Source organism: Micromonospora sp. WMMD708 (assembly GCF_049315245.1).
Lineage (GTDB): Bacteria > Actinomycetota > Actinomycetes > Mycobacteriales > Micromonosporaceae > Micromonospora > Micromonospora wenchangensis.
Genome location: NZ_CP186060.1, coordinates 1,294,163 through 1,313,325, shown reverse-complemented (window position 1 = coordinate 1,313,325; position 19,163 = coordinate 1,294,163). Strand labels below are relative to the sequence as shown.

Annotated in this window: 14 protein-coding genes and 1 pseudogene; 3 read left to right on the top strand and 12 right to left on the bottom strand. The window is 72.8% G+C overall.

What is annotated here, in order from left to right; translation table 11 throughout:
- Positions 1 to 115: 115 nt before the first annotated feature.
- The 3 genes from ACN260_RS06060 to ACN260_RS06050 are packed head-to-tail and all read right to left on the bottom strand — an operon-like array spanning position 116 to position 1,333.
- Entirely contained in the window at positions 116 to 307 is a 192-nt protein-coding gene (locus ACN260_RS06060; RefSeq protein WP_422755059.1) for a DUF397 domain-containing protein, read from the bottom strand.
- A 19-nt stretch (positions 308 to 326) separates the two neighbouring features.
- A complete protein-coding gene (locus tag ACN260_RS06055) occupies positions 327 to 539 on the bottom strand; it encodes a DUF397 domain-containing protein (protein ID WP_422755058.1) in 213 nt (70 codons plus the stop codon).
- Positions 530 to 1,333 (bottom strand): helix-turn-helix domain-containing protein, encoded by an 804-nt coding sequence (locus ACN260_RS06050; protein ID WP_422755057.1) that lies wholly within the window; start codon positions 1,331 to 1,333, stop codon positions 530 to 532. Before ACN260_RS06050 ends, ACN260_RS06055 begins: the two co-directional genes overlap by 10 nt.
- 448 nt (positions 1,334 to 1,781) lie before the next feature.
- On the opposite strand from ACN260_RS06050, the gene ACN260_RS06045 reads away from it, so the two are divergent.
- Positions 1,782 to 2,006: a flavin reductase gene (locus ACN260_RS06045; protein ID WP_422755056.1), complete on the top strand. Its 225-nt coding sequence runs from the start codon at positions 1,782 to 1,784 to the stop codon at positions 2,004 to 2,006.
- 176 nt (positions 2,007 to 2,182) lie between these two features.
- Here the strand turns inward: ACN260_RS06045 and ACN260_RS06040 are convergent.
- The 6 genes and pseudogenes from ACN260_RS06040 to ppdK form a co-directional block, all read right to left on the bottom strand.
- Positions 2,183 to 2,620 (bottom strand): annotated as a pseudogene (locus ACN260_RS06040) (hypothetical protein); the annotation flags it as partial.
- Between the two features lie 209 nt (positions 2,621 to 2,829).
- Positions 2,830 to 4,704, bottom strand: a complete 1,875-nt coding sequence (dnaG, locus tag ACN260_RS06035; protein WP_422755055.1) for a DNA primase — start codon at positions 4,702 to 4,704, stop codon at positions 2,830 to 2,832.
- 86 nt (positions 4,705 to 4,790) lie between these two features.
- Positions 4,791 to 6,434, bottom strand: a complete 1,644-nt coding sequence (locus ACN260_RS06030; protein ID WP_422755054.1) for a BCCT family transporter — start codon at positions 6,432 to 6,434, stop codon at positions 4,791 to 4,793.
- Between the two features lie 146 nt (positions 6,435 to 6,580).
- Positions 6,581 to 7,414 carry a siderophore-interacting protein gene (locus ACN260_RS06025; RefSeq protein WP_422755053.1) on the bottom strand — a complete coding sequence of 278 codons (834 nt, stop codon included), beginning with the start codon at positions 7,412 to 7,414 and terminating at the stop codon, positions 6,581 to 6,583.
- A gap of 298 nt (positions 7,415 to 7,712) precedes the next feature.
- Positions 7,713 to 8,972, bottom strand: a complete 1,260-nt coding sequence (locus ACN260_RS06020; protein WP_422755052.1) for a deoxyguanosinetriphosphate triphosphohydrolase — start codon at positions 8,970 to 8,972, stop codon at positions 7,713 to 7,715.
- 94 nt (positions 8,973 to 9,066) lie between these two features.
- The gene (gene ppdK / locus ACN260_RS06015; RefSeq protein ID WP_422756633.1) at positions 9,067 to 11,799 is read right to left on the bottom strand and encodes a pyruvate, phosphate dikinase; all 2,733 of its coding nucleotides are present in this window, start codon (positions 11,797 to 11,799) and stop codon (positions 9,067 to 9,069) included.
- A gap of 311 nt (positions 11,800 to 12,110) precedes the next feature.
- On the opposite strand from ppdK, the gene ACN260_RS06010 reads away from it, so the two are divergent.
- Together ACN260_RS06010 and ACN260_RS06005 are read left to right on the top strand one after the other, a co-directional pair.
- Positions 12,111 to 13,910, top strand: a complete 1,800-nt coding sequence (locus ACN260_RS06010; RefSeq protein ID WP_422755051.1) for a beta-N-acetylhexosaminidase — start codon at positions 12,111 to 12,113, stop codon at positions 13,908 to 13,910.
- A gap of 679 nt (positions 13,911 to 14,589) precedes the next feature.
- Positions 14,590 to 15,246: a C39 family peptidase gene (locus ACN260_RS06005; RefSeq protein ID WP_422755050.1), complete on the top strand. Its 657-nt coding sequence runs from the start codon at positions 14,590 to 14,592 to the stop codon at positions 15,244 to 15,246.
- An 86-nt stretch (positions 15,247 to 15,332) separates the two neighbouring features.
- On the opposite strand, the gene dusB is transcribed toward ACN260_RS06005, so the two are convergent.
- Genes dusB through ACN260_RS05990 form a run of 3 tightly spaced genes read right to left on the bottom strand, consistent with a single transcriptional unit; the run spans position 15,333 to position 19,074 of the window.
- The gene (dusB, locus tag ACN260_RS06000; RefSeq protein WP_422755049.1) at positions 15,333 to 16,502 is read right to left on the bottom strand and encodes a tRNA dihydrouridine synthase DusB; all 1,170 of its coding nucleotides are present in this window, start codon (positions 16,500 to 16,502) and stop codon (positions 15,333 to 15,335) included.
- A gap of 54 nt (positions 16,503 to 16,556) precedes the next feature.
- On the bottom strand, positions 16,557 to 17,354 hold the full coding sequence (locus tag ACN260_RS05995) for a hypothetical protein (protein WP_422755048.1): 798 nt from the start codon (positions 17,352 to 17,354) through the stop codon (positions 16,557 to 16,559).
- Between the two features lie 22 nt (positions 17,355 to 17,376).
- Positions 17,377 to 19,074 carry a hypothetical protein gene (locus tag ACN260_RS05990; RefSeq protein WP_422755047.1) on the bottom strand — a complete coding sequence of 566 codons (1,698 nt, stop codon included), beginning with the start codon at positions 19,072 to 19,074 and terminating at the stop codon, positions 17,377 to 17,379.
- Between the last annotated feature and the right edge of the window lie 89 nt (positions 19,075 to 19,163).

The following is a 19,163-nucleotide window of genomic DNA, read 5'->3' as shown; positions in this document are numbered from 1 at the left end:
CCGCAGCAGCCGCCGCCTAACCACCGGGCAGCGGCAGAGGTGACGACGGGCACTCCCCCGCCGCCGGGCGTGCGGGCAACGCCCCGGGATCGGGCCGCCGGTCCCCGCAGGCCCGTTAAGCCTTTCTTGCCGTTGCGGCGACGAATGCCCGCCAGGCATACGGGTCAAAGGCCAGCACCGGCCCGCCCGGGTCCTTGGAATCCCGCACCATCACCACGCCGGAAAGGTTCTCCGCCACCTCGACGCAGTTTCCTCCCTGACCGTTACTACGGGTGCTCTTGCGCCACCGGACGTCGCTCAGGTCCATGTCTCCGCCACTTCCGCCATCAGCTCAAGCCACTGCTGCTGCAATGGTGTCTCACGAGTCCCGCCACGAACTCCCGCCACGTGTCGGGGCCAAAGGCGAGCACCGGCCCCTCCGGGTCCTTGGAATCACGCACGGCCACCACGCCGGACAGGTTGTCGGCCACCTCGACGCAATTGCCTCCATCGGGGCCGCTACGGGTGCTCTTGCGCCACCGGGCGTCGCTCAGGTCCATGTCTCCGCCACTTCCGCCATCAGTTCGAGGGATTGCTGTTGCGATAGTGCCTCACCACGGATCGATTCCCACACCTCGACCATCTGCCGCACGTAGTCGGCTCGGTCGATAACCTGCCCGTGGCGCTGTCCGGCGAGGTAGACAAGGTCCTCCGAGTGCGGTGAAGAGGCAAGCACGAAAGGTCCACCGAGCCCGACGTATGCCCCGACGGTCATTGGCACCACCTGTATCCGGACTCGCGGCAATGTCGAGCCAACCTTCACCAGGTGCAGCAATTGCTCGCGCATCACCTCCGGCCCACCGATCTGGCGGCGCAGCACGCACTCATCGATGACGGCGGTGAGCAGTGGCGGCCGGTCCCGGATGAGTATCGTTTGGCGATCGAGGCGGGTCGTCACCTGCTGTTCGATCTCGTCAGGTGCGAACAATCCGCCACCGGACAGCAGTGCATGGGCATAAGCCTCGGTCTGCAACAGGCCCGGCACACAGAGCGGTTCGAACGTCCGCAGCGCCGTCGCTTCCTGCTCGATGCCGGCCCAGTCACGAAACCACGGCACCACGGTTTCCCGGCTGATCCGGCGTTGGATTCGTTCGAAGCGGCCGTCGGTGGTGAACACCGTGTCGCAGCGGCGGGCGAAGTCCAGGCTCGGCCGGCGTTCGCAGGTCTCCACCTTGGCGACCAGGGCACCCGAATAGCTCAGCGCCTCGGCCAGCGCCGCCTGGGACATGCCGTGGGCGGCCCGGGTGAGCCGAAGTTCCTCCGCGAAGTGGTCCAGCATCGACGAGCGTTCCACCAGACAGCCTCCGTACATTGTCGTACCGCTCGGGCTCGACCGGTCCACGCCTGCGTCGTCGGCACGGCGGACCTCCCACCGTAGCCGGGTCATCAACAGACTGTCACCCAGCGGGACCGCTCCCGGGATCGGACGGTGGGCGGAACCAGGCCGGGAGCGTCCGTCCGTGTCGTCGGCGGACGCTCCCCTCCACCATCGACGGAGGCTCGACCATGCGTCAGGTTCTCGGATCGCGCTGCGGATTCTCGGGGCACCCCGGCCCCCGTTCCGGTCGACCGGATCGGCCCGAGCCGGGCCACGACGGGCCGGGGCGCGGCCGCCCGGCCTACGGTGATCCCGGCCGGGGCAGGTCGGGCGGCGTGTACTCCGACCGGGTCGGGGCCGGGCCGGGTGGGAGCGTCCGCCCGGTGCGGCCGGGGCGGCGCTGATGCCCCGGTACCGCCCCCACGTGGCCGCCCGCCCCTCCTGGCGTTGCCGGGTGTGCGGGGCGGCCTGGCCGTGCTCGCCGGCCCGGCTGGCGCTGCTCGGCGAGTACCGCGAGGATCGCACCGCCCTGCTGGTCTACCTGGGCCTGCTGTTGGGTGAAGCCATGGACGACCTCGCCAGCCTGCACGACGGCGTCGCGCCACCCGGCCTCACCGACCGCATCGTCACCTGGGCACGGTCCCGCTGACCCGACCATCCCGGCACAGCTCGCCCGCCGACCGGCGACGCACGGTTCGCGGGGAGCTTCCACGATCCCGCCGCGTCAGGTCATGATCGACTCAGTTGGGTCGATGCAGCGGCATTAGGTCGCGGCGATACCGCTGTATCGCCGATGTTGCGATCGATCCCCCCGCCCGACGATCCTCAGAGGTCGGCGGGGGCCGTCGCCGCGCGGGCGGCGGCGACGAGCTGGTCGGTCTCGGCACGTACCTCGTCGGCGTCGACCGGGGTGCCGGGGTCGTAGCGGACCGTCCAGGTCAGACCGTCCGCCCCGGCCACCCGCCGGGCCGCGATCCGCCCCGAGCCGCCGGGCACCGGGTGCTGCTGGGTGTACGCCACCGAGCGGGTCACCCGGGCCCGCACCTGGTGCGGCAGGTCACCCGGATCGAGCAGCAGGTAGGTCTCGGCGGGACCGTCGGCGACCACCAGGTAGCCGTCCCGCTCGGCAGCCGTCGCGGCCGGGGTGACCGTCAGTTCCCGCCCGGACCAGACGGCTTTGAGGATGTCGTGCCAGCCCAACCGCTCCCTGCGGCCCGGCAGCCAGAGCCCGAGGTTGGTGGCCACCAGCACCCCGCCACCGGCAGCATCGCCACCGGCCGACGCCCCGCCGACAGCCGACGCCCCGGCGACGACCGACGTGCCGTCAGCGACGGACCCCACGTCAGCGGCAGACACGCCCTCAGCGGGCGGCGCGCCGTTGCCGGGGGCGGCCCAGGCCAGGACGCGTTCACCGGCGGCCAGGGGCGGGCGGACGGCGGACGGCGGCTTGCGCTTGCGGCCGAACAGTCCCATCAGAGTCCTCCCGCGGCCTGTTCGCGCAGGGCCCGCGCGTGCTGTTCCAGCGAGAGCAGTTCCCCGAACAGGGCGAAGTACTCGTCCTTCTGGGTGACCGGGTTGATCCGCTGGATCTTGGACTTGAGGTCCCTGATCCGGGCGGTCACCGAGCCCCACTGCAACCGCGCCATGGTGATCGAGACGTACCTCGGGTCGGGCTCGCCGTCGAGCCGCAGCGGTTCCACGGCCAGCTCGCCGACCAGCGCCTGGGCCGCCAGGTCGGCGCAGGCGTCCCGGACCGCCTCGATCCACACCGCGCCGCCGGTCGCGACGGCCACCCCGCCGGCCGCCGCGATCGCGGTACGCACCGCGACGTGCACCGGGTGCCGGTACTCGGCGGCCTCGACGGCGTCGAACATCGGGCCGGCGAGGACCGGCTCCTGGAGGGCGAGCTTCAACGCCTCCCGCTCGACCATCGACTCCGGACTGTCCACGGCGGGCACGGCCGGACGGGTCCGACCCCGGGGCGGGGCGGCGGCCTCCCGCTCGCCGGGAGCGTGGGCGGCGGCCAGCACCGCCCGCTGCACCGGCTCGATCTCCATGCCGAGGTCACCGGCGAGCTTGCGGACGTACTCGGGGCGCTTCTCCAGGTCCTTGATCTTGGCAACCAGGGGCGCGGCCCGGCGCATCGCCTCCACCCGGCCGTCGACCGTGTCCAGGTCGTAGCGGTTGATGACGTGCCGCAGGGCGAAGTCGACGAGCGGCTCGCGGCGGGCCACCAGGTCGCGGATCGCCAGGTCGCCCTTTGCCAACCGCAGGTCGCACGGGTCCATGTTGTCCGGGCTGACCGCGATGAAGGTACGCCCGACGAAGCGCTGGTCGTCCTCGAAGGCGCGCAGTGCGGCCTTCTGCCCGGCGGCGTCCCCGTCGAACGTGAAGATCACCTCACCGGCCACCGCGTCGGTGTCGAGCAGCAGCCTGCGCAGCACGCCGATGTGGTCGGCGCCGAAGGCCGTGCCGCAGGTCGCCACGGCGGTCGGCACCCCGGCCAGGTGGCAGGCCATCACGTCGGTGTAGCCCTCGACCACGACCACCCGGCCCTGCTTGGCGATCTCCCGTTTGGCCAGGTCGATGCCGTAGAGGACGTGCGACTTCTTGTAGATCGGCGTCTCGGGGGTGTTCAGGTACTTCGGGCCGTCGTCCTCGTCGAAGAGCTTGCGGGCGCCGAAGCCGATCACGTCACCGGCGATGTCCCGGATCGGCCACATCAGCCGGCGGCGGAACCGGTCGATCAGGGTGCCCGAGCGCGACGGCCGGGACAACCCGCCGGTGACCAGCTCGTCGTGGCTGAACCCCTGCTGGCGCAGGTGCTTGGTGAGCAGGTCCCAGGCGTCCGGGGCGAAGCCGCAGCCGTACCGCTGGGCGGCAGCCCGGTCGAAACCGCGCCGGGCCAGGAACTCCCGGGCCGGACGCGCGCCGGCCGTGGTGAGCTGCGCCTGGTAGAACTCCATGGCGGCGGCGTGCGCGGCCACCAGCCGCTGCTTCTGCCCCTGCTGCGGGCGGGCCCGGGGGGTGGACTGGTCGTTCTCGACGTAACGGAGCTGGATGCCGGCGCGGTCGGCGAGCCGCTCGACGGACTCGACGAAGGTGAGATGCTCGGCGTCCATCAGGAACTTGATCGCGTCGCCGCCGACGCCGCACCCGAAGCAGTAGAAGACGTTGCGGGCCGGCGAGACGTTGAACGACGGGCTCTTCTCGTCGTGGAACGGGCACAGGCCCTTGAGGTTGCCGCCGCCGGCCGACTTGAGGGTCACCGTGTCCGAGATCACCTCGGCGATGGAGGTGCGCTCGCGGACCAACGCGATGTCCTCGTCCCTGATCCGCCCAGCCATGCGGTGCCACCCCCCTCGGCCCTCCATCCTGCCCTGCCGGGCCGACGATCCGTCGGGCGGGGGACGGGGGGTGGCGAACGCCCGGCTCAGCGGGAAGGACGGTGCAGCCAGCGGGTGACCGGTGGTGCGTCCTCCTCGTCGTACGACCGGGCGGCCCGCACGGCGGCGGCCAGGCCGGACCGGCGGCCCCGGTCCGGGTGCGGGTCGACCTCCGGGTCCCGGGCCATGTCGCGCAGCAGCGCCACGGCGAGTCCGAGCATCACCACCACGAACGGCAGCGCCACCATGATGGTCGCCTGTTGCAGGGCGGCCAGGCCCCCGGCGAGCAGCAACGCGGCGGCGACCGCCCCGATCAGCACCCCCCAGAGCACCACGAGTACGCGGTGCGGGCGCAGCGCGCCGCCCGAGCTGAGCGACCCCAGCACCAGCGACGCCGAGTCGGCGCTGGTCACGAAGTAGAGCGCGATGAGCACCATGGCCAGCACGCTGGTGACCGTCCCCAGCGGGAGCGCGTCCAGCAGCCCGAACAGCGCCTGCTCACTGCCCGCCCCGACGTCCGCCACCAGGTCGCGGGTGCCGCTGGCCTGGGTACGCAGGGCGCTGCCGCCCATGATCGCGAACCAGATCGCGCTGGCCCCGCTGGGCACCAGCAGGACCCCGACCAGGAACTGACGTACGGTCCGCCCGCGCGAGATGCGCGCGATGAAGGTGCCGACGAACGGTGCCCAGGAGATCCACCAGGCCCAGTAGAAGATCGTCCAGGACCCGAGCCACGCCGGGTCGGAGAACGCCCCGGTACGGGTGGACATGAACACCAGGCTGCTGAGGTAGTCACCGACCGACGCGGGCAGCACCTCCAGCGTGTAGATCGTCGGCCCCACCACGAACACGAAGACCATCAGCAGGACGGCCAGCAGGACGTTGGTGGTGGACAGCCACTTGACCCCCCGGTGCAGGCCGGAGAAGGCCGAGACGACGAAGGCAAGGGTGAGCGCGCCGATCACGGTCAGCTCCACCGCCCGGGTGTCCGGTACGCCGGCCACCAGGTCCAGACCGGCGGCCACCTGGAGCGCGCCGAGCCCGAGGCTGGTGGCCGAACCGAAGACCGTGGCGAAGACGGCGAGCAGGTCGACGGCCCGACCGGCCGCCCCGTCGGCCCGCGCGCCGAGCAGCGGGCGGAACGCGGCCGAGATCCGGTTGTCCCGCCCCCGCCGGAAGGTCGAGTACGCCAGCGCCAGCGCGGTGACGGCGTAGATGCCCCACGGGTGCAGCGTCCAGTGGAAGAGCGTGTACTGCATGGCCGCCGCCCCGGCGGCCGGGGTCTGTGCCCCGAAGCCGGTGGCCGGCGGCGGCGTGGCGTAGTGCTGGATGGGTTCGGCCACCGCGAAGAAGACCAGACCGATGCCCATCCCCGCGCTGAACATCATGGCGACCCAGGCCAGCGTGCTGAATTCCGGCTGCTCGTCGTCGGCGCCCAGCCGGATCCGTCCGTACCGGGAAGCGGCGACGACCACCGCGAGCACCAGGAAGGCGTCCGCCGCGACGACGAAGAACCAGCCGAAGGTGCCGATCACCCAGGCCAGCCCGGACTCGCCGAAGCTGGCCAGCGAACCGCGCGCGGACACCCCCCAGAGCACGACCGCCAGCATCCCGCCGACGCCCAGGGCGAGCACCACCGGGTCGGGCCTGCCACCCGCCCGCGAACCGATGTCCCCCGCCCGCTCAGCCATGGTCACATCGTCCCGGCCGGCGACCCCGGCAGCAGGCGGTTTCCGTCCATTTCCACGTCCCGTGGAGGGCCGAGGTCGTTAGCCGCACGCCCCGGGTGTCGTCGTTACGTGCCGCACGCGGCGACGACGGATCCGGGTCACCCCGCTCAGCCGACGGCGGCGGCCTCCTCGGCCTCGACCTGCCGGTTCCAGTCCGGCTTGGTGGAGCGCCAACCCTCGTCGTCCATGCCCTGCCGCCAGTAGCCGGAGATCGACAGCGCCTCCCGGGGCACCGACCGCTCGACCCGCAGCAGCCGCCGCAACTCCTTGACGAAGGTGGCCTCGCCGTGCACGAAGGCGTGCACCCGGCCGGGTGGGAACTCCAGCGCCCGCACCGCCTCGACCAGCGCCGCGCCGACCGGCCGGTCGCCCCGGTGCAGCCAGGTCAACGCCACCGCGCCGGGGCTGGGCAACACCTGCTCGTCGGCCGGGTCGGCGATCTCGACCAGGACGACCGCCGGGGCGCCCTCGGGCAGCCGCTCCAGCGCGGCACCGATCGCCGGCAGGGCGCTCTCGTCGCCCACCAGCAGGTGCCAGTCCGCCGTCGGGTCCGGCGCGTACGCCCCGCCGGGGCCGGTGAACAGCACCTCGTCGCCGGGCCGCAGCCGGGCCGCCCACGGGCCGGCCAACCCCTCGTCGCCGTGGTGCACCACGTCGATGGTCAGCTCGCCGGCCGCCGCGTCCCAGGCCCGCACGGTGTACGCGCGCAGCCGGGGCCACTGCTCCCGGGGCAGCTCCCGCTTGATCGCCGTCAGGTCCAGCGGCCTCGGCAGGTCCACCCCGTCGGGCGGGAAGACCAGCTTGACGTAGTGGTCGGTGAACTCCCCCACCGGCAGGCCGGTCAGCTCCTCCCCACCGAGGACGAGCCGGACGAGGTGCGGGGTGGGCCGTCCGGTCCGCACCACCCGCGCCGCAGTAACCATCTTGGAGCGCTCCGCCATAAAACTAAGGCTACCCTAACTCCCCAACCCCCTCCCTCCCCCACCCCCGCTCCCACTCCCGCCCCTCCGCTCCGCGGTGATCAAGAGGTTTGCGTCACCCTCCCCGGCGATCAAGAGGTTCGCGTCAATCCAGAGATCAACTTTGACGCAAACCTCTTGATCAACTGACGCAAACCTCTTGATCACCGGAGCGAGGGACGGGGCGGGAGCCAGGGACGGGGCGGGAGCCAGGGACGGGGCGGGAGCCAGGGACGGGGCGGGAGCGAGGGACGGGGGCGGAGGGGGGTGGGGCCTGGCTTCAGGTGAGGTGGGTGTGCCAGGTCAGGGCGGCGGGGTCGGTGAGGGAGGCGACCTGGTCGATGATCACGCGCAGCCGGGCGGGGTCGTCTCCGGCCTGCCGCCACAGCGGGGCGAAGACCGGGTCGAGGGCGTCCGGGGCTCGGTCGGCGAGCACGGTGACCAGTTCGGTGAGCACCTCCCGCTGCCGGTCGTAACGGGTGCGGGCGTCCGGACGGCACATCACGTACCGCCAGGCGATGCCCTTGAGCAGGGCACACTGCGCCCTGATCCGGCGCGGCACGACCAGGTCGGCGGCGTAGCGGCGGTGTGGGCCGGGGCCGAAGCGGTCCCGGGTCGCCCCGACCACGGTCGCCACGAACCGGCCGGTGAGCACGCTGGTGGTGGCCTTCAGGGCGACCTGCGCCCGGTGGCTGCCGTCGTACCCGGCCAGCGGGGTGAGCACCGGGTCGGCGAGCAACTCGACGAGCACCCCGCCGAGGTCGTCCGGGGACTCCCCGGAGTAGACGGCGGCCACGTCGACGCAGAGTGCGGCGCGTTCGTCCGGGTCGTGCAGGAGTGGGCGCAGCGAGACGTAGCCGCCGTGGATGCCGTCCTCGACGTCGTGCACCGAGTAGGCCACGTCGTCGGCCCAGTCCATCACCTGCGCCTCCAGGCAGCGCCGCTCCCCCTGCGGGCTGCCGGCGCGCAGCCAGTCGAAGACCGGGCGGTCGTCGCCGTACACGCCGAACTTGCGCAGGCCGGGTCGGCGGGGCCAGGGGTACTTGCTCACCGCGTCGAGCGCGGCCCGGGTGAGGTTGAGCCCGGCCGGGCTGCCGTCCGGGGCGAGCACCTTCGCCTCCAGCCGGGTGAGCACCCGCAGGGTCTGCGCGTTGCCCTCGAAGCCGCCGCAGGACGCGGCGAGTCCGTCGAGGGTGTCCTCGCCGTTGTGCCCGAACGGCGGGTGTCCGAGGTCGTGGGCCAGCCCGGCGGTGTCCACCAGATCCGGGTCGCAGCCCAGCCTGGCCCCCATCTCCCGGGCGATCTGGGCGACCTCAAGCGAGTGGGTCAGCCGGGTACGCAGGAAGTCGTCGGTGCCGGCGACGTGCACCTGGGTCTTCGCGGCGAGCCGGCGGAACGCCGCCGAGTGCAGCACCCGGGCCCGGTCCCGCTCGTACGGGGACCGGCCGTGGCCGGTGTCCTTGGGCGTCTCCTCGACCCACCGTTGCGCGTCGGCCGGGTCACCGTCGACGGTGGGTGGTCCGGCGGGCGGTTCCACCATCCGGCCTCCCCTTCACGTCGTACCCATGGTCGCGGGAGCCCAGGTTACGCCGCGCGACGCCCACCGGCGGCGGGCCGGTGGGCGTCGCGGGCGGTCAGCGGCTGTCGGAGCCGGTGGTCTCGATGGCGGCCCGGCCGGCCTCCAGCCGGGCGACCGGCACCCGGAACGGCGAGCAGGAGACGTAGTCCAGCCCGACCTCGTGGAAGAAGTGCACCGAGTCGGGGTCACCGCCGTGTTCGCCGCAGACGCCGAGTTTCAGCCCGGGGCGGGCGGCCCGGCCCTCCTCGGCGGCGATCCGGATCAGCCGGCCGACCCCGTCGCGGTCGATCGACTCGAACGGGGAGATGCCGAAGATGCCCAGTTCCAGGTAGCGCCAGAAGAACGCGCCCTCGACGTCGTCGCGGGAGAAGCCCCAGCCCATCTGGGTGAGGTCGTTGGTGCCGAAGGAGAAGAACTGCGCCGCCTCGGCGATCTGGCCGGCGGTCAGCGCCGCCCGGGGAACCTCGATCATGGTGCCGATCAGCACCTCGACCCCGCTGTCCCCGACCACCTCGGCGATGATCTTCTCGGCTTCGGCACGTACCGTCTCCAACTCCTGGACCGCGCCGACCAGCGGGACCATGATCTCCGGGCAGGCCGTGCCGCCGTCGCGGGTGACCGCGACGGCGGCCTCGGCGATCGCCCGGACCTGCATCGCGAACAGGCCGGGGATGACCAGGCCGAGGCGTACGCCGCGCAGGCCGAGCATCGGGTTCTCCTCGTGCATCCGGCGGACGGCGGCGAGCAGCGCCTCCTCCTTGGCGACGTCCTCGCCGCGCTCCTGGGCGACGGCGACGTTGACCGCGAGCTGCTCCAGCGGGGGCAGGAACTCGTGCAGCGGCGGGTCGATCAGCCGGACGGTGACGGGCAGGCCGGCCATCTCGCGGAAGATCTCCACGAAGTCCTGGCGCTGCAGGGGCAGCAGAGCGGCGAGCGCGTCGGTGCGCTCGGCGTCGGTGGCGGCGAGGATCAGGCGTTCGACCAGCTCCCGCCGGTCGCCGAGGAACATGTGCTCGGTGCGGCACAGGCCGATGCCCTCGGCGCCGAAGCGCCGGGCGCGGGCCGCGTCCGCCCCGGTGTCGGCGTTCGTCCGCACGGCCAGCCGCCGCCGCGCGTCGGCGTGCGTCATGATCCGGTGTACGGCCCGGACCAGCGCGTCGTCGGTCCGTTCCGGGTCCAGGGTGCCCTCGAAGTACTGCACCACCTCCGACGGCGTGACCGGCACCTCACCCAGGTAGACCTTGCCGGTGGTGCCGTCGATGGAGACGACGTCACCCTCGGAGACGGTGTGCCCGCCGACGGTGAAGCGCTTGGCCGGCACGTCGACCTCGATCGCGTCGGCACCGGAGACGCAGGTCTTGCCCATTCCCCGGGCCACCACGGCGGCGTGGCTGGTCTTGCCACCGCGCGAGGTGAGGATGCCCTGGGCGGCGATCATGCCGTTGAGGTCGTCGGGATTGGTCTCCCGGCGGACCAGGATCACCGACTTCCCCTCGGCGGCCAGCTCGACCGCGCGGGCGGAGGTGAAGACCACCGCGCCGGAGGCGGCCCCCGGGGACGCCCCGATGCCCCGGGCGACCGCCTCGAACTCGTGGTCGAGCTGGAAGCGGGGGAACATGAGCTGGGCGAGCTGCGCGCCGTTGACCCGGTGCAGCGCCTCGTCGAGGTCGATCAGGCCCTCGTCGACGAGCTGACCGGCGATGACGAACGCGGCGGCGGCGGTGCGTTTGCCCACCCGGGTCTGGAGCATCCAGAGCTTGCCCCGCTCGATGGTGAACTCGATGTCGCAGAGGTCCTGGTAGTGCCCCTCCAGCCGGGCCATGATGTCGAGCAGCTGGTCGTAGGAGGTCTTGTCGAGCCGTTCCAGGTCCTGCAACGGCACGGTGTTGCGGATGCCGGCGACGACGTCCTCGCCCTGGGCGTTGGCCAGGTAGTCGCCGTAGATGCCCTGCGCGCCGCTGCCCGGGTCGCGGGTGAAGGCGACCCCGGTGCCCGAGTCGGGGCCGAGGTTGCCGAAGACCATCGCCACCACGTTGACGGCGGTGCCCAGGTCGGCGGGGATGCGCTCCTGGCGGCGGTAGAGGATCGCCCGCTCGGCGTTCCACGACTCGAAGACCGCCCGGATGGCCAGGTCGAGCTGTTCGCGCGGCTCCTGCGGGAACTCCCGCCCGGTGTGCTTGGCGAAGATCTTCTTGTACGTCTCCACCAGCCCGCGCAGGTCGTCGGCGTCGAGGTCGAGGTCGTCGTGGGTGCCCTTGGCACGTTTGGCCTCGTCGAGGGCGTGTTCGAACTCCTCGCCCGGCACCTCGCAGACGGTCTTGCCGAACATCTGGATCAGCCGGCGGTAGGAGTCCCAGGCGAACCTGTCGTTGCCGCCGGGGGCGGTCGGGTCCGCGCTGCCGCCCGCCTGGCGGGCGAGTCCGACGACGCTGCGGTCGTTGAGGCCGACATTCAGGACGGTCTCCATCATGCCGGGCATCGAGAACCGGGCGCCGGAGCGTACCGAGACCAGCAGCGGGTCCTGCGGATCGCCGAGGCGTCGGCCCATCGCGCGTTCCAGCGCCTCCAGGTGGGCCTCGATCTGACCGGCCAGCCCGTCCGGCTCCCGTCCGGTCGCCAGGTACGCCCGGCACGCCCCGGTGGTGATGGTGAAGCCCGGGGGCACCGGCAGGCCGAGATTGGTCATCTCGGCGAGATTGGCACCCTTTCCACCGAGCAGGTCCTTGAGATCCTTGTTGCCCTCGGCGAAGTCGTAGACGTACTTGTCCGTCTCGTGCGTTGTCACCAGAAGCCTCCCACGCGCGCCGGAATTGACACTTAACGAAGGTTCAGTTCTGACTTACCCCGGGGCCGACCACCGGCTATCCGGCCTGGTCAGCGTTCGGTGGGCGAAGGTTAAGCGAACATCGGGCAGCCTGGGACCGTTCGGTGACAATAGGCACAGCCGTCACGACTATCCGCGTTCACGCCGGTTTCTGGGAACGCTTCCACGAGCACGATCACGCAATTTCGGTTCCTCCTCGTACCCTTGACGTCACCCGTCACGCCAAACCTGACCTTTGCCATATCCCTCGCGAATACACCCCTCGGAGCCGCCCCGTGTCGCGCACCCCACGTACCGGCGTCGCCCCCGTCCCCGGGCAGCAGTCGCGCCCCGACGCCGGTCCGACCCCGACCGACCCGGCCCCGGCCGCCCCGCCCACGGTCACGCCGCCCTCGGTCACGCCGACCGCGGGCACGCTGGCGCGCAGCGCCGCGCAGGCCGCCGGGCGACGGCTCACCCGGCCGGCCGTCGGCCTGGGTGACGTGGTGCCGGCGCCCGCGTCGGTCCGGCCGCGACCGGCCGCCGACTTCGTCCTGGCCGCCGACGCGGCGGTACGGGTCAGCGCCGACCCGGCCGCCAGGGAGGTCGCCAACCACCTCGCCGAACTGCTCCGCCCCGCCACCGGCTACCCGCTCCCGGTCGCCGACCTGCCGCCCACCCCGGGCCCGCTCCAGCTCACCCTCTCCACCGCCGCACCACGCGGCCCGGCGGCGACGGTGTCCGACGACGCCGAGGGCTACCGGCTCGACGTCGACCCCGACGCGGTAAGGATCACCGCCGGCACCGCCACCGGCCTGTTCCACGGCGTGCAGACGCTGCGGCAACTGCTGCCGGTGGCCGTGGAGAGCCGGACCCCGGTGGCGCAGCACTGGGTGGTGCCGGGCGGCACGATCGTCGACCGGCCCCGCTTCCCCTACCGGGGGATGATGCTCGACGTGGCCCGGCACTTCTTCGGCGTCGAGGACGTCTGCCGGGTGATCGACCACCTGGCCCGGTACAAGCTCAACCACCTGCATCTGCACCTCACCGACGACCAGGGCTGGCGGATCGCCGTCGACTCCTGGCCCCGGCTGGCGACCGTCGGCGGGCGCACCGCGGTCGGCGGCGGCCCCGGCGGCTGGTACACCGCCGCCGACTACCGGCGCATCGTCGCCTACGCCGCCCGGCGGCACGTCACCGTCGTCCCCGAGGTCGACCTGCCCGGCCACACCAACGCGGCCCTGGTCGCGTACCCCGGGCTGGCCCCGGACAAGGTCGCGCCGCCGCCGTACACCGGCACCGAGGTCGGCTTCAGCTACGTCGACCCCACCGACGAGCGCACGTACGACTTCGTCGCCGACGTGCTCGGCGAGGTGGCCGCGCTGACCCCCGGGCCGTGGCTGCACATCGGCGGGGACGAGGCGTACAAGGTCAAGGGGTCGGCGTACACCGGTTTCGTGGAGCGGACCCAGCGGATCGTCGCCGGGCTGGGCCGCACCGTGGTCGGATGGCACCAGATCGCCCCCGCCGGGCACGTCGACGGCCGGGTGCTCCAGTGGTGGGGCACCGACGGCGACGACCCCACGGTGGCCGAGGCGGTACGCCGGGGCGCCCGGGTGATCCTCTCCCCCGGCAACCACGCCTACCTGGACATGAAGTACGCCCCGGACACCCCCATCGGGCACGACTGGGCCGGCCTGATCGACGTGCACCGGGCGTACCACTGGGATCCGGCGACCCACCTGACCGGCGTCCCCGCCGAGTCGGTGCTGGGCGTGGAGGCCCCGCTCTGGACGGAGTCGGTGACCTCGCTGGCCGAGATCGAGTTCATGGTCTTCCCGCGCCTGCCCGCCCTCGCCGAGGTGGCCTGGTCCACGCCGGCCGCCCGGAGCTGGGCCGGCCTGCGGAAACGGCTGGCCGGCCACGGCCCGCGCTGGCACGCTGCCGGCATCGCCTTCCACCCGTCCCCGGAGATCCCCTGGCCCGCCGCACCGGCCGGGCGGCACCTTCCCGACGCCGCGGAAACGCACCGGAATCCCGCCCCCGGGCAGCCCTCACCGGCCCGAGACACCGCCACCACACCCGACGTGCGGTGACCACCGTCGCCCCGGACCCGCCGTTCGACCTCCCGGCCTCCCCGCACAGCGGGCGCCCCGACCCGGCGGACCTCCGCCCATCACCTCTCCGATCACAGTCAGTCACATCTGCCCCGGGAGAGCCACCCGCATCACGCAGAGTGACCGTCTCCGGCGATGATCGGCAGGCCCCGGCACCTCCTCCACCACCAACCCACCCTGAGCTGCGCATTTTCATCCCCCGCCAGCAACCACCACATACCTCTCTCGCACGCTTTGCTCTGCTGCTACATACGCGCCAGGCACAAAGGGTGACTGTCGCGGGGAGGGCAGCAGAGCAAAGCGTGCGGAGGGGTGTGTGGGTCGGTGGGCGGATTATGACTTTCAGTGACCGGACGGTGGGTTTGCCGACGGGTGTCGTCGGTGGCGACGAGGCGCTGACGGATCGGCCCGGCGGCGGGTGACGGGGGCCACCCGCCGGGCGGAATCGTCGGCCCGCCGGGGTCGTTACACCTGGTATCCGCGATCGCCCCGGCCAGTCGCCGGCCCGGCCCCGCCCAGCAGGGCGGAATTGCCGGAACGCACGTCACCCGGCCGGGGTCACGACTTCCTCTTCACCTGCCGATACGGCACCACCGCGTCACCGCACCCCCTGCGGGACGCGCCGTGGCACCCCCGCGATGCAGAGGAGCACCCCATCATGCGTACCGACATCCTGCGTAGGACCGTGCTGACCGCCGCCGGCCTGGCCGTCACCGCCGGTGGCATCGCCGGCCCCGCGCTGGCCGCACAGGCCGCCGAGACCAGCCGGCCCGCCGCCGTCGTGCAGACCGACCGCAAGCCGGCCGGCGAGCGCGAACTGAAGGTCGACTACGCCGCGCAGCCCAACTTCTACTACTGCGGCCCGGCCGCCGCCCGCAACGCGCTGAGCGTGCAGGGCAAGAACATCGACGTGGACGCCATGGCGCGGGAGATGGGCACCACCGAGGACGGCACCGACAGCATCAACGACATCACCCCGGTCCTGAACAAGGAGACCGGCCGCAAGGACGCGTACCGCAGCACCGAGATCCCGGCCGGCAAGGTCGACGGCAAGCGGATCGACAAGCTGCGCGCGGACATCGTCCGGGCGGTGGACGACGGCCGCGCCGTGGTCGCCAACATCGCCGGCACCGCCACCGACACCGACGGCAACACCCACTCCTTCGAGGGTGGGCACTACATCAGCGTCGTCGGCTACCGCGACGGCGGGCGGGTCGTCACGATCGCGGACTCCGCCGACCCGGACACCGCCTCCTACCGGATGGACGTCGGTGAGCTGGCCCACTGGATCGCCAGCCGCGGCTACGCCTCCTGACCCGTCCCACCGGTCACGCGCAGGGCCGACCCCCGAGGGGGTCGGCCCTGTCGCCGTCTGCACCGCCGGCCGGGGCGGTCGGCGCCTCAGCCGCCCGAGTCGTCCAGCTCGGCACCCTCGGGGACGGTGTCGTCGTCCCGGCTGTCCAGCCAGCCCTCCGGCAGGAAGACCTTGCCGGGCGAGTTCGTCCGGCCGCGCGGCTGACCGAGGGCGGCCACCGGGAACGGTTCGCCCGCGTCGAGCTTGCCGAGCAGGTCGTCGAGCTGGGCCAGGCTCTCGATCATGGCGAGTTCCCGGCGCAGTCCGCTGCCGACCGGGAAGCCCTTCAGATACCAGGCGACGTGCTTGCGGAAGTCGGTGCAGCCGTCCCGCTCGCCCCGGGCCGGGGTACGCGAGCCGGCGGTGAACTGGTCCACCAGCAGTTCGGCGTGCCGCCGCATGGTCACCGCCACCTCGCCGAGGGTCGGCAGCCGACGCTCCGGCCGGCCCTCGAACGCGGCCTGCAGGTCGGCGAAGAGCCACGGCCGCCCCAGGCAGCCACGACCGACCACCACCCCGTCCACCCCGGTGTGGGCCACCATCCGCAGCGCGTCGTCGGCCTCCCAGATGTCGCCGTTGCCGAGCACCGGCACGTCGAGCGCCTGCTTGAGGGTGGCGATGGCGTCCCAGTCGGCGGTGCCGGAGTACCGCTGCGCGGCCGTACGCCCGTGCAGGGCCACCGCGGCCACCCCGGCGTCCTGGGCGGCCAGCCCCGCCTCGACGTACGTCAGGTGGTCGTCGTCGATGCCCTTGCGCATCTTGACGGTGACCGGCACCCCGGCCGGTGACGCGGCGTCCACCGCGGCCCGCACCAGCCGGGCGAACAGCCGCCGCCGCCAGGGCAGGGCCGACCCGCCGCCCCGCCGGGTCACCTTGGGCACCGGGCAGCCGAAGTTCAGGTCGATGTGGTCGGCCAGGTCCCGTTCCACCACGATCCGCACCGCCTGGGCGGTGGTCTCCGGGTCGGTGCCGTAGAGCTGGAGGCTGCGCGGCCGCTCGTCGGCACCGAAGGCGATCATGCGCAGGGTCTTCGGGTTCCGCTGCACCAGCGCGACCGTGGTGATCATCTCGCAGACGTAGATGCCGCCACCCTGCTCCCGGCAGAGCTGCCGGAAGCCGACGTTGGTGATGCCGGCCATCGGCGCGAGCACCACCGGCGGCCACACCTGGTGGGGGCCGATGGTGAGCGGGCGCAGGACGGGGGCGGGACTGGTCACGTACCCAAGAATCCCATGCCGGCGGCGAACCGCCCACGGCCGGTGGCCCTGACCCTAACGACGGGTCAGGATCAGGGCCGAGACGTCCACCACCACCGTGGCGGCCGCGCGTACGTGCAGGGCGAACGCGGCGGTGTCGGGATCGGCCGCGTCGCGCTCGTAGGAACCCAACGGCACCTCCACCAGGTTGGACAGGATCTGGTTCGGCCCCCACCAGTTCACCGAGGAGGTGTCCGGCCTGGCGGCCCCGGCCGCAAAGGCGGTGAGCACTCCGCCGGAGACCGTGTTCGCCACCGTGATGTTGAGGTAGGCACCGACCGGCCCGTAGCGGGACGCCGGCACGACACCCACGGTCAGGTACAGCGTCCGGCCCGCCTGCAGCCGGCCCGACACCACCCCGTCGGCACCGGCGAGGACGTTGGCGGAGTAGCTGGCCAGCGCCCGGGTGTCCAGCAGCCGCACCGGCGGGACGGCGACGATGCGGTTGGCCCAGCGCGACGTGTTGACGTACGCCCGACGACCGTCCCGACCGCCGACCACCAGCTCGGCGGTGGGGGTGACGGCGAGCGAACCGGTCGGCAGCTCCGCCGGGATGGCGTCGTCCGGCGTCGGGAACAGCCGCAGCATCGGGTCGGTACCGGCCAGCGCCAGCGTCGGGTTCGCCGACGAGCCACCGACCAGCACCGTCTCGGCCCCGCCCGCGTCGTTGAGCTGGCCGCCGATCACCGGTGCACCGGGCGCGGCGTCGGCCGGCGTGCCGGCCAGCGCCGTCGCGCCGACACCGACGCCGACGGCCACCCCGGCCCGGATGACCGTACGGCGGGTGGTGGACGGGGTCTCGTCGGTGTTCATGTCCCTCTTCCCGGTTCCGTGGTCACGCATCGGCCCGCACCGCCCGGTCGCCGCGCTCGGCGGCCCGCCTGATCGCCCGCGCCCGGGCCCGACGGCCGGCGGAGCCGGCGGCGGTACGGCTCGACGTCGGGGTGTCGACGACTGCGGAATCCGGGTGGCGCACCAGCAGGCCGGTCGCGTCCAGGATCACCGCCGCCGCGCTTTTCTGCAGGTAGATGCCGACCACGTCCGGGTAGTGGTCGCCGCTGACCGTCTCGTAACCGCCGAGCTGCGTGATCACGCCGTTGGAGAGCAGTTGGCCGGCGGTCCACCAGTTGATGGTGGAGGCGGTGGGCAGGCTGCCGGTGCCCCACACCGTGGCGAAGCCGCCCTGGGTGGTGTCGGCCACGGTGATGTTGCCCAACATCCCGTCGCCGTACTCGACGATGTCACGCAGGTGCACGATCAGCAGTGTCTCGGCCAGCACCCGACCCCGGGCGTCGATCCGGCCGGCACCCTCGAGCAGCCGGGCCCGGCCGGCGGCGCTGCGGGTGTCGAGGAGCCGGGTCGGTGCGACAGGCACCAGCATGGTCGCGTTCGACGTGCTGAACGCCATGTCCGAGACCGGTCCCACGGAGGTGCCGTTGCCTACGGTCAGCGCGACCGCGTCGACACCGAGGGTGCCCACGGCGAGATCGCTCGCCATGTGCAGGTCGCTGTGGGTCAGCTCCAGTGTCGCCCCGCTCGGGTTCCGCAGCGCCAGGGTGGCGGCCCCGTCCGGGGCGGCGCTGGTCACGGTGGTGACGCCGGGACTGTTCCGCTGACCGAGGACGACCGGCTCACCGGGGGCGGCCGCCGCCGGGGCCGGGTCCACCGGGGGCTCGGCCGGGTCGGCGGCGCGCCCGGGGTCAGCACCGCCGCCGACCGTGACGACCTGGCTCGGGTGGCCGACCAGCAGGCTGGTCAGATCGACGATCACGTGGGTCGGCGCGGAGACCTGCACCGTCAGCACGCTGCGGTATCCGCCGAGGGTGCCCAGCTCGGCGAAGAGGAAATTCGACAGGATCTGACCGCCGGCCGACCAGTTCACCGTCGACACGGTCGGCCGGGCGCCGCTGCCCCAGGCCGTCAGGAAGCCCGGACCGGTCATACCGACCACTGTCACGTTGCCCTTGAGGGCGTAGCCGTCGCGGACCAGGTGGTCCAGGCTCAACACGATGGGGTTACCGGGGGTGAGCCGGCCCGTCGGGTCGAGCGTCGAGGCGCCCGCGACGATGGTGCGGCGCAGGTCCGGGTCCCGGCTGTCCAGCACCCGGGTCGGCCGCACCGGGACCGAGGTGGTCGCCCACTCGCTCGTCCACAGCCAACTGTTGACCTCGTCGCCGGGCCAGCCGACCTGTACGAACACGTCGCCGAGCGGGTCAACCGCGATGGTGCCGGTCGGCGCGTCCAGCACCTGCGGGTAGACCTGCTCGCCGGGCACCAGTCGCAGCGGCGCACCCGCGGTGTTCCTCAGGGTGAGCCCGGCGTAGCCGAGGCTGAGCGTGGTGGTCGCCGGCCCGGCGTCGTTGGTCGTACCCATGGTGAGGTGGTCGCCCGGGGCGGCGCGGGCGGTGCCGGGCAGGCCGACGGTGGCGGCGACACCCGCGCCGGCCGTGGTCGCGGCGACCGCGGCGGCCCGGCGCAGCAGGCGGCGGCGCTCCGGAACATGATCATGGTCGGGTTGCGGCTCGTGCGTCATTCCCACCCCCGTGTCGACATTCAGCACGGGGAATGCTGGCACGACCCACCCTCCGGCTCAAGGACCGGACGGCAGCGCTCTGCACCCGT

Excerpts from the sequence above, each read along its gene's own strand:
- ACN260_RS06060 (WP_422755059.1), bottom strand. The coding sequence starts at position 307 with ATGGACCTGAGCGACGTCCGGTGGCGCAAGAGCACCCGTAGTAACGGT.
- ACN260_RS06055 (WP_422755058.1), bottom strand. The coding sequence starts at position 539 with ATGGACCTGAGCGACGCCCGGTGGCGCAAGAGCACCCGTAGCGGCCCC.
- dnaG (WP_422755055.1), bottom strand. The coding sequence starts at position 4,704 with ATGGCTGGGCGGATCAGGGACGAGGACATCGCGTTGGTCCGCGAGCGC.
- ACN260_RS06030 (WP_422755054.1), bottom strand. The coding sequence starts at position 6,434 with ATGGCTGAGCGGGCGGGGGACATCGGTTCGCGGGCGGGTGGCAGGCCC.
- ACN260_RS06025 (WP_422755053.1), bottom strand. The coding sequence starts at position 7,414 with ATGGCGGAGCGCTCCAAGATGGTTACTGCGGCGCGGGTGGTGCGGACC.
- ACN260_RS06020 (WP_422755052.1), bottom strand. The coding sequence starts at position 8,972 with ATGGTGGAACCGCCCGCCGGACCACCCACCGTCGACGGTGACCCGGCC.
- ACN260_RS06005 (WP_422755050.1), top strand. The coding sequence starts at position 14,590 with ATGCGTACCGACATCCTGCGTAGGACCGTGCTGACCGCCGCCGGCCTG.
- ACN260_RS05995 (WP_422755048.1), bottom strand. The coding sequence starts at position 17,354 with ATGAACACCGACGAGACCCCGTCCACCACCCGCCGTACGGTCATCCGG.
- ACN260_RS05990 (WP_422755047.1), bottom strand. The coding sequence starts at position 19,074 with ATGACGCACGAGCCGCAACCCGACCATGATCATGTTCCGGAGCGCCGC.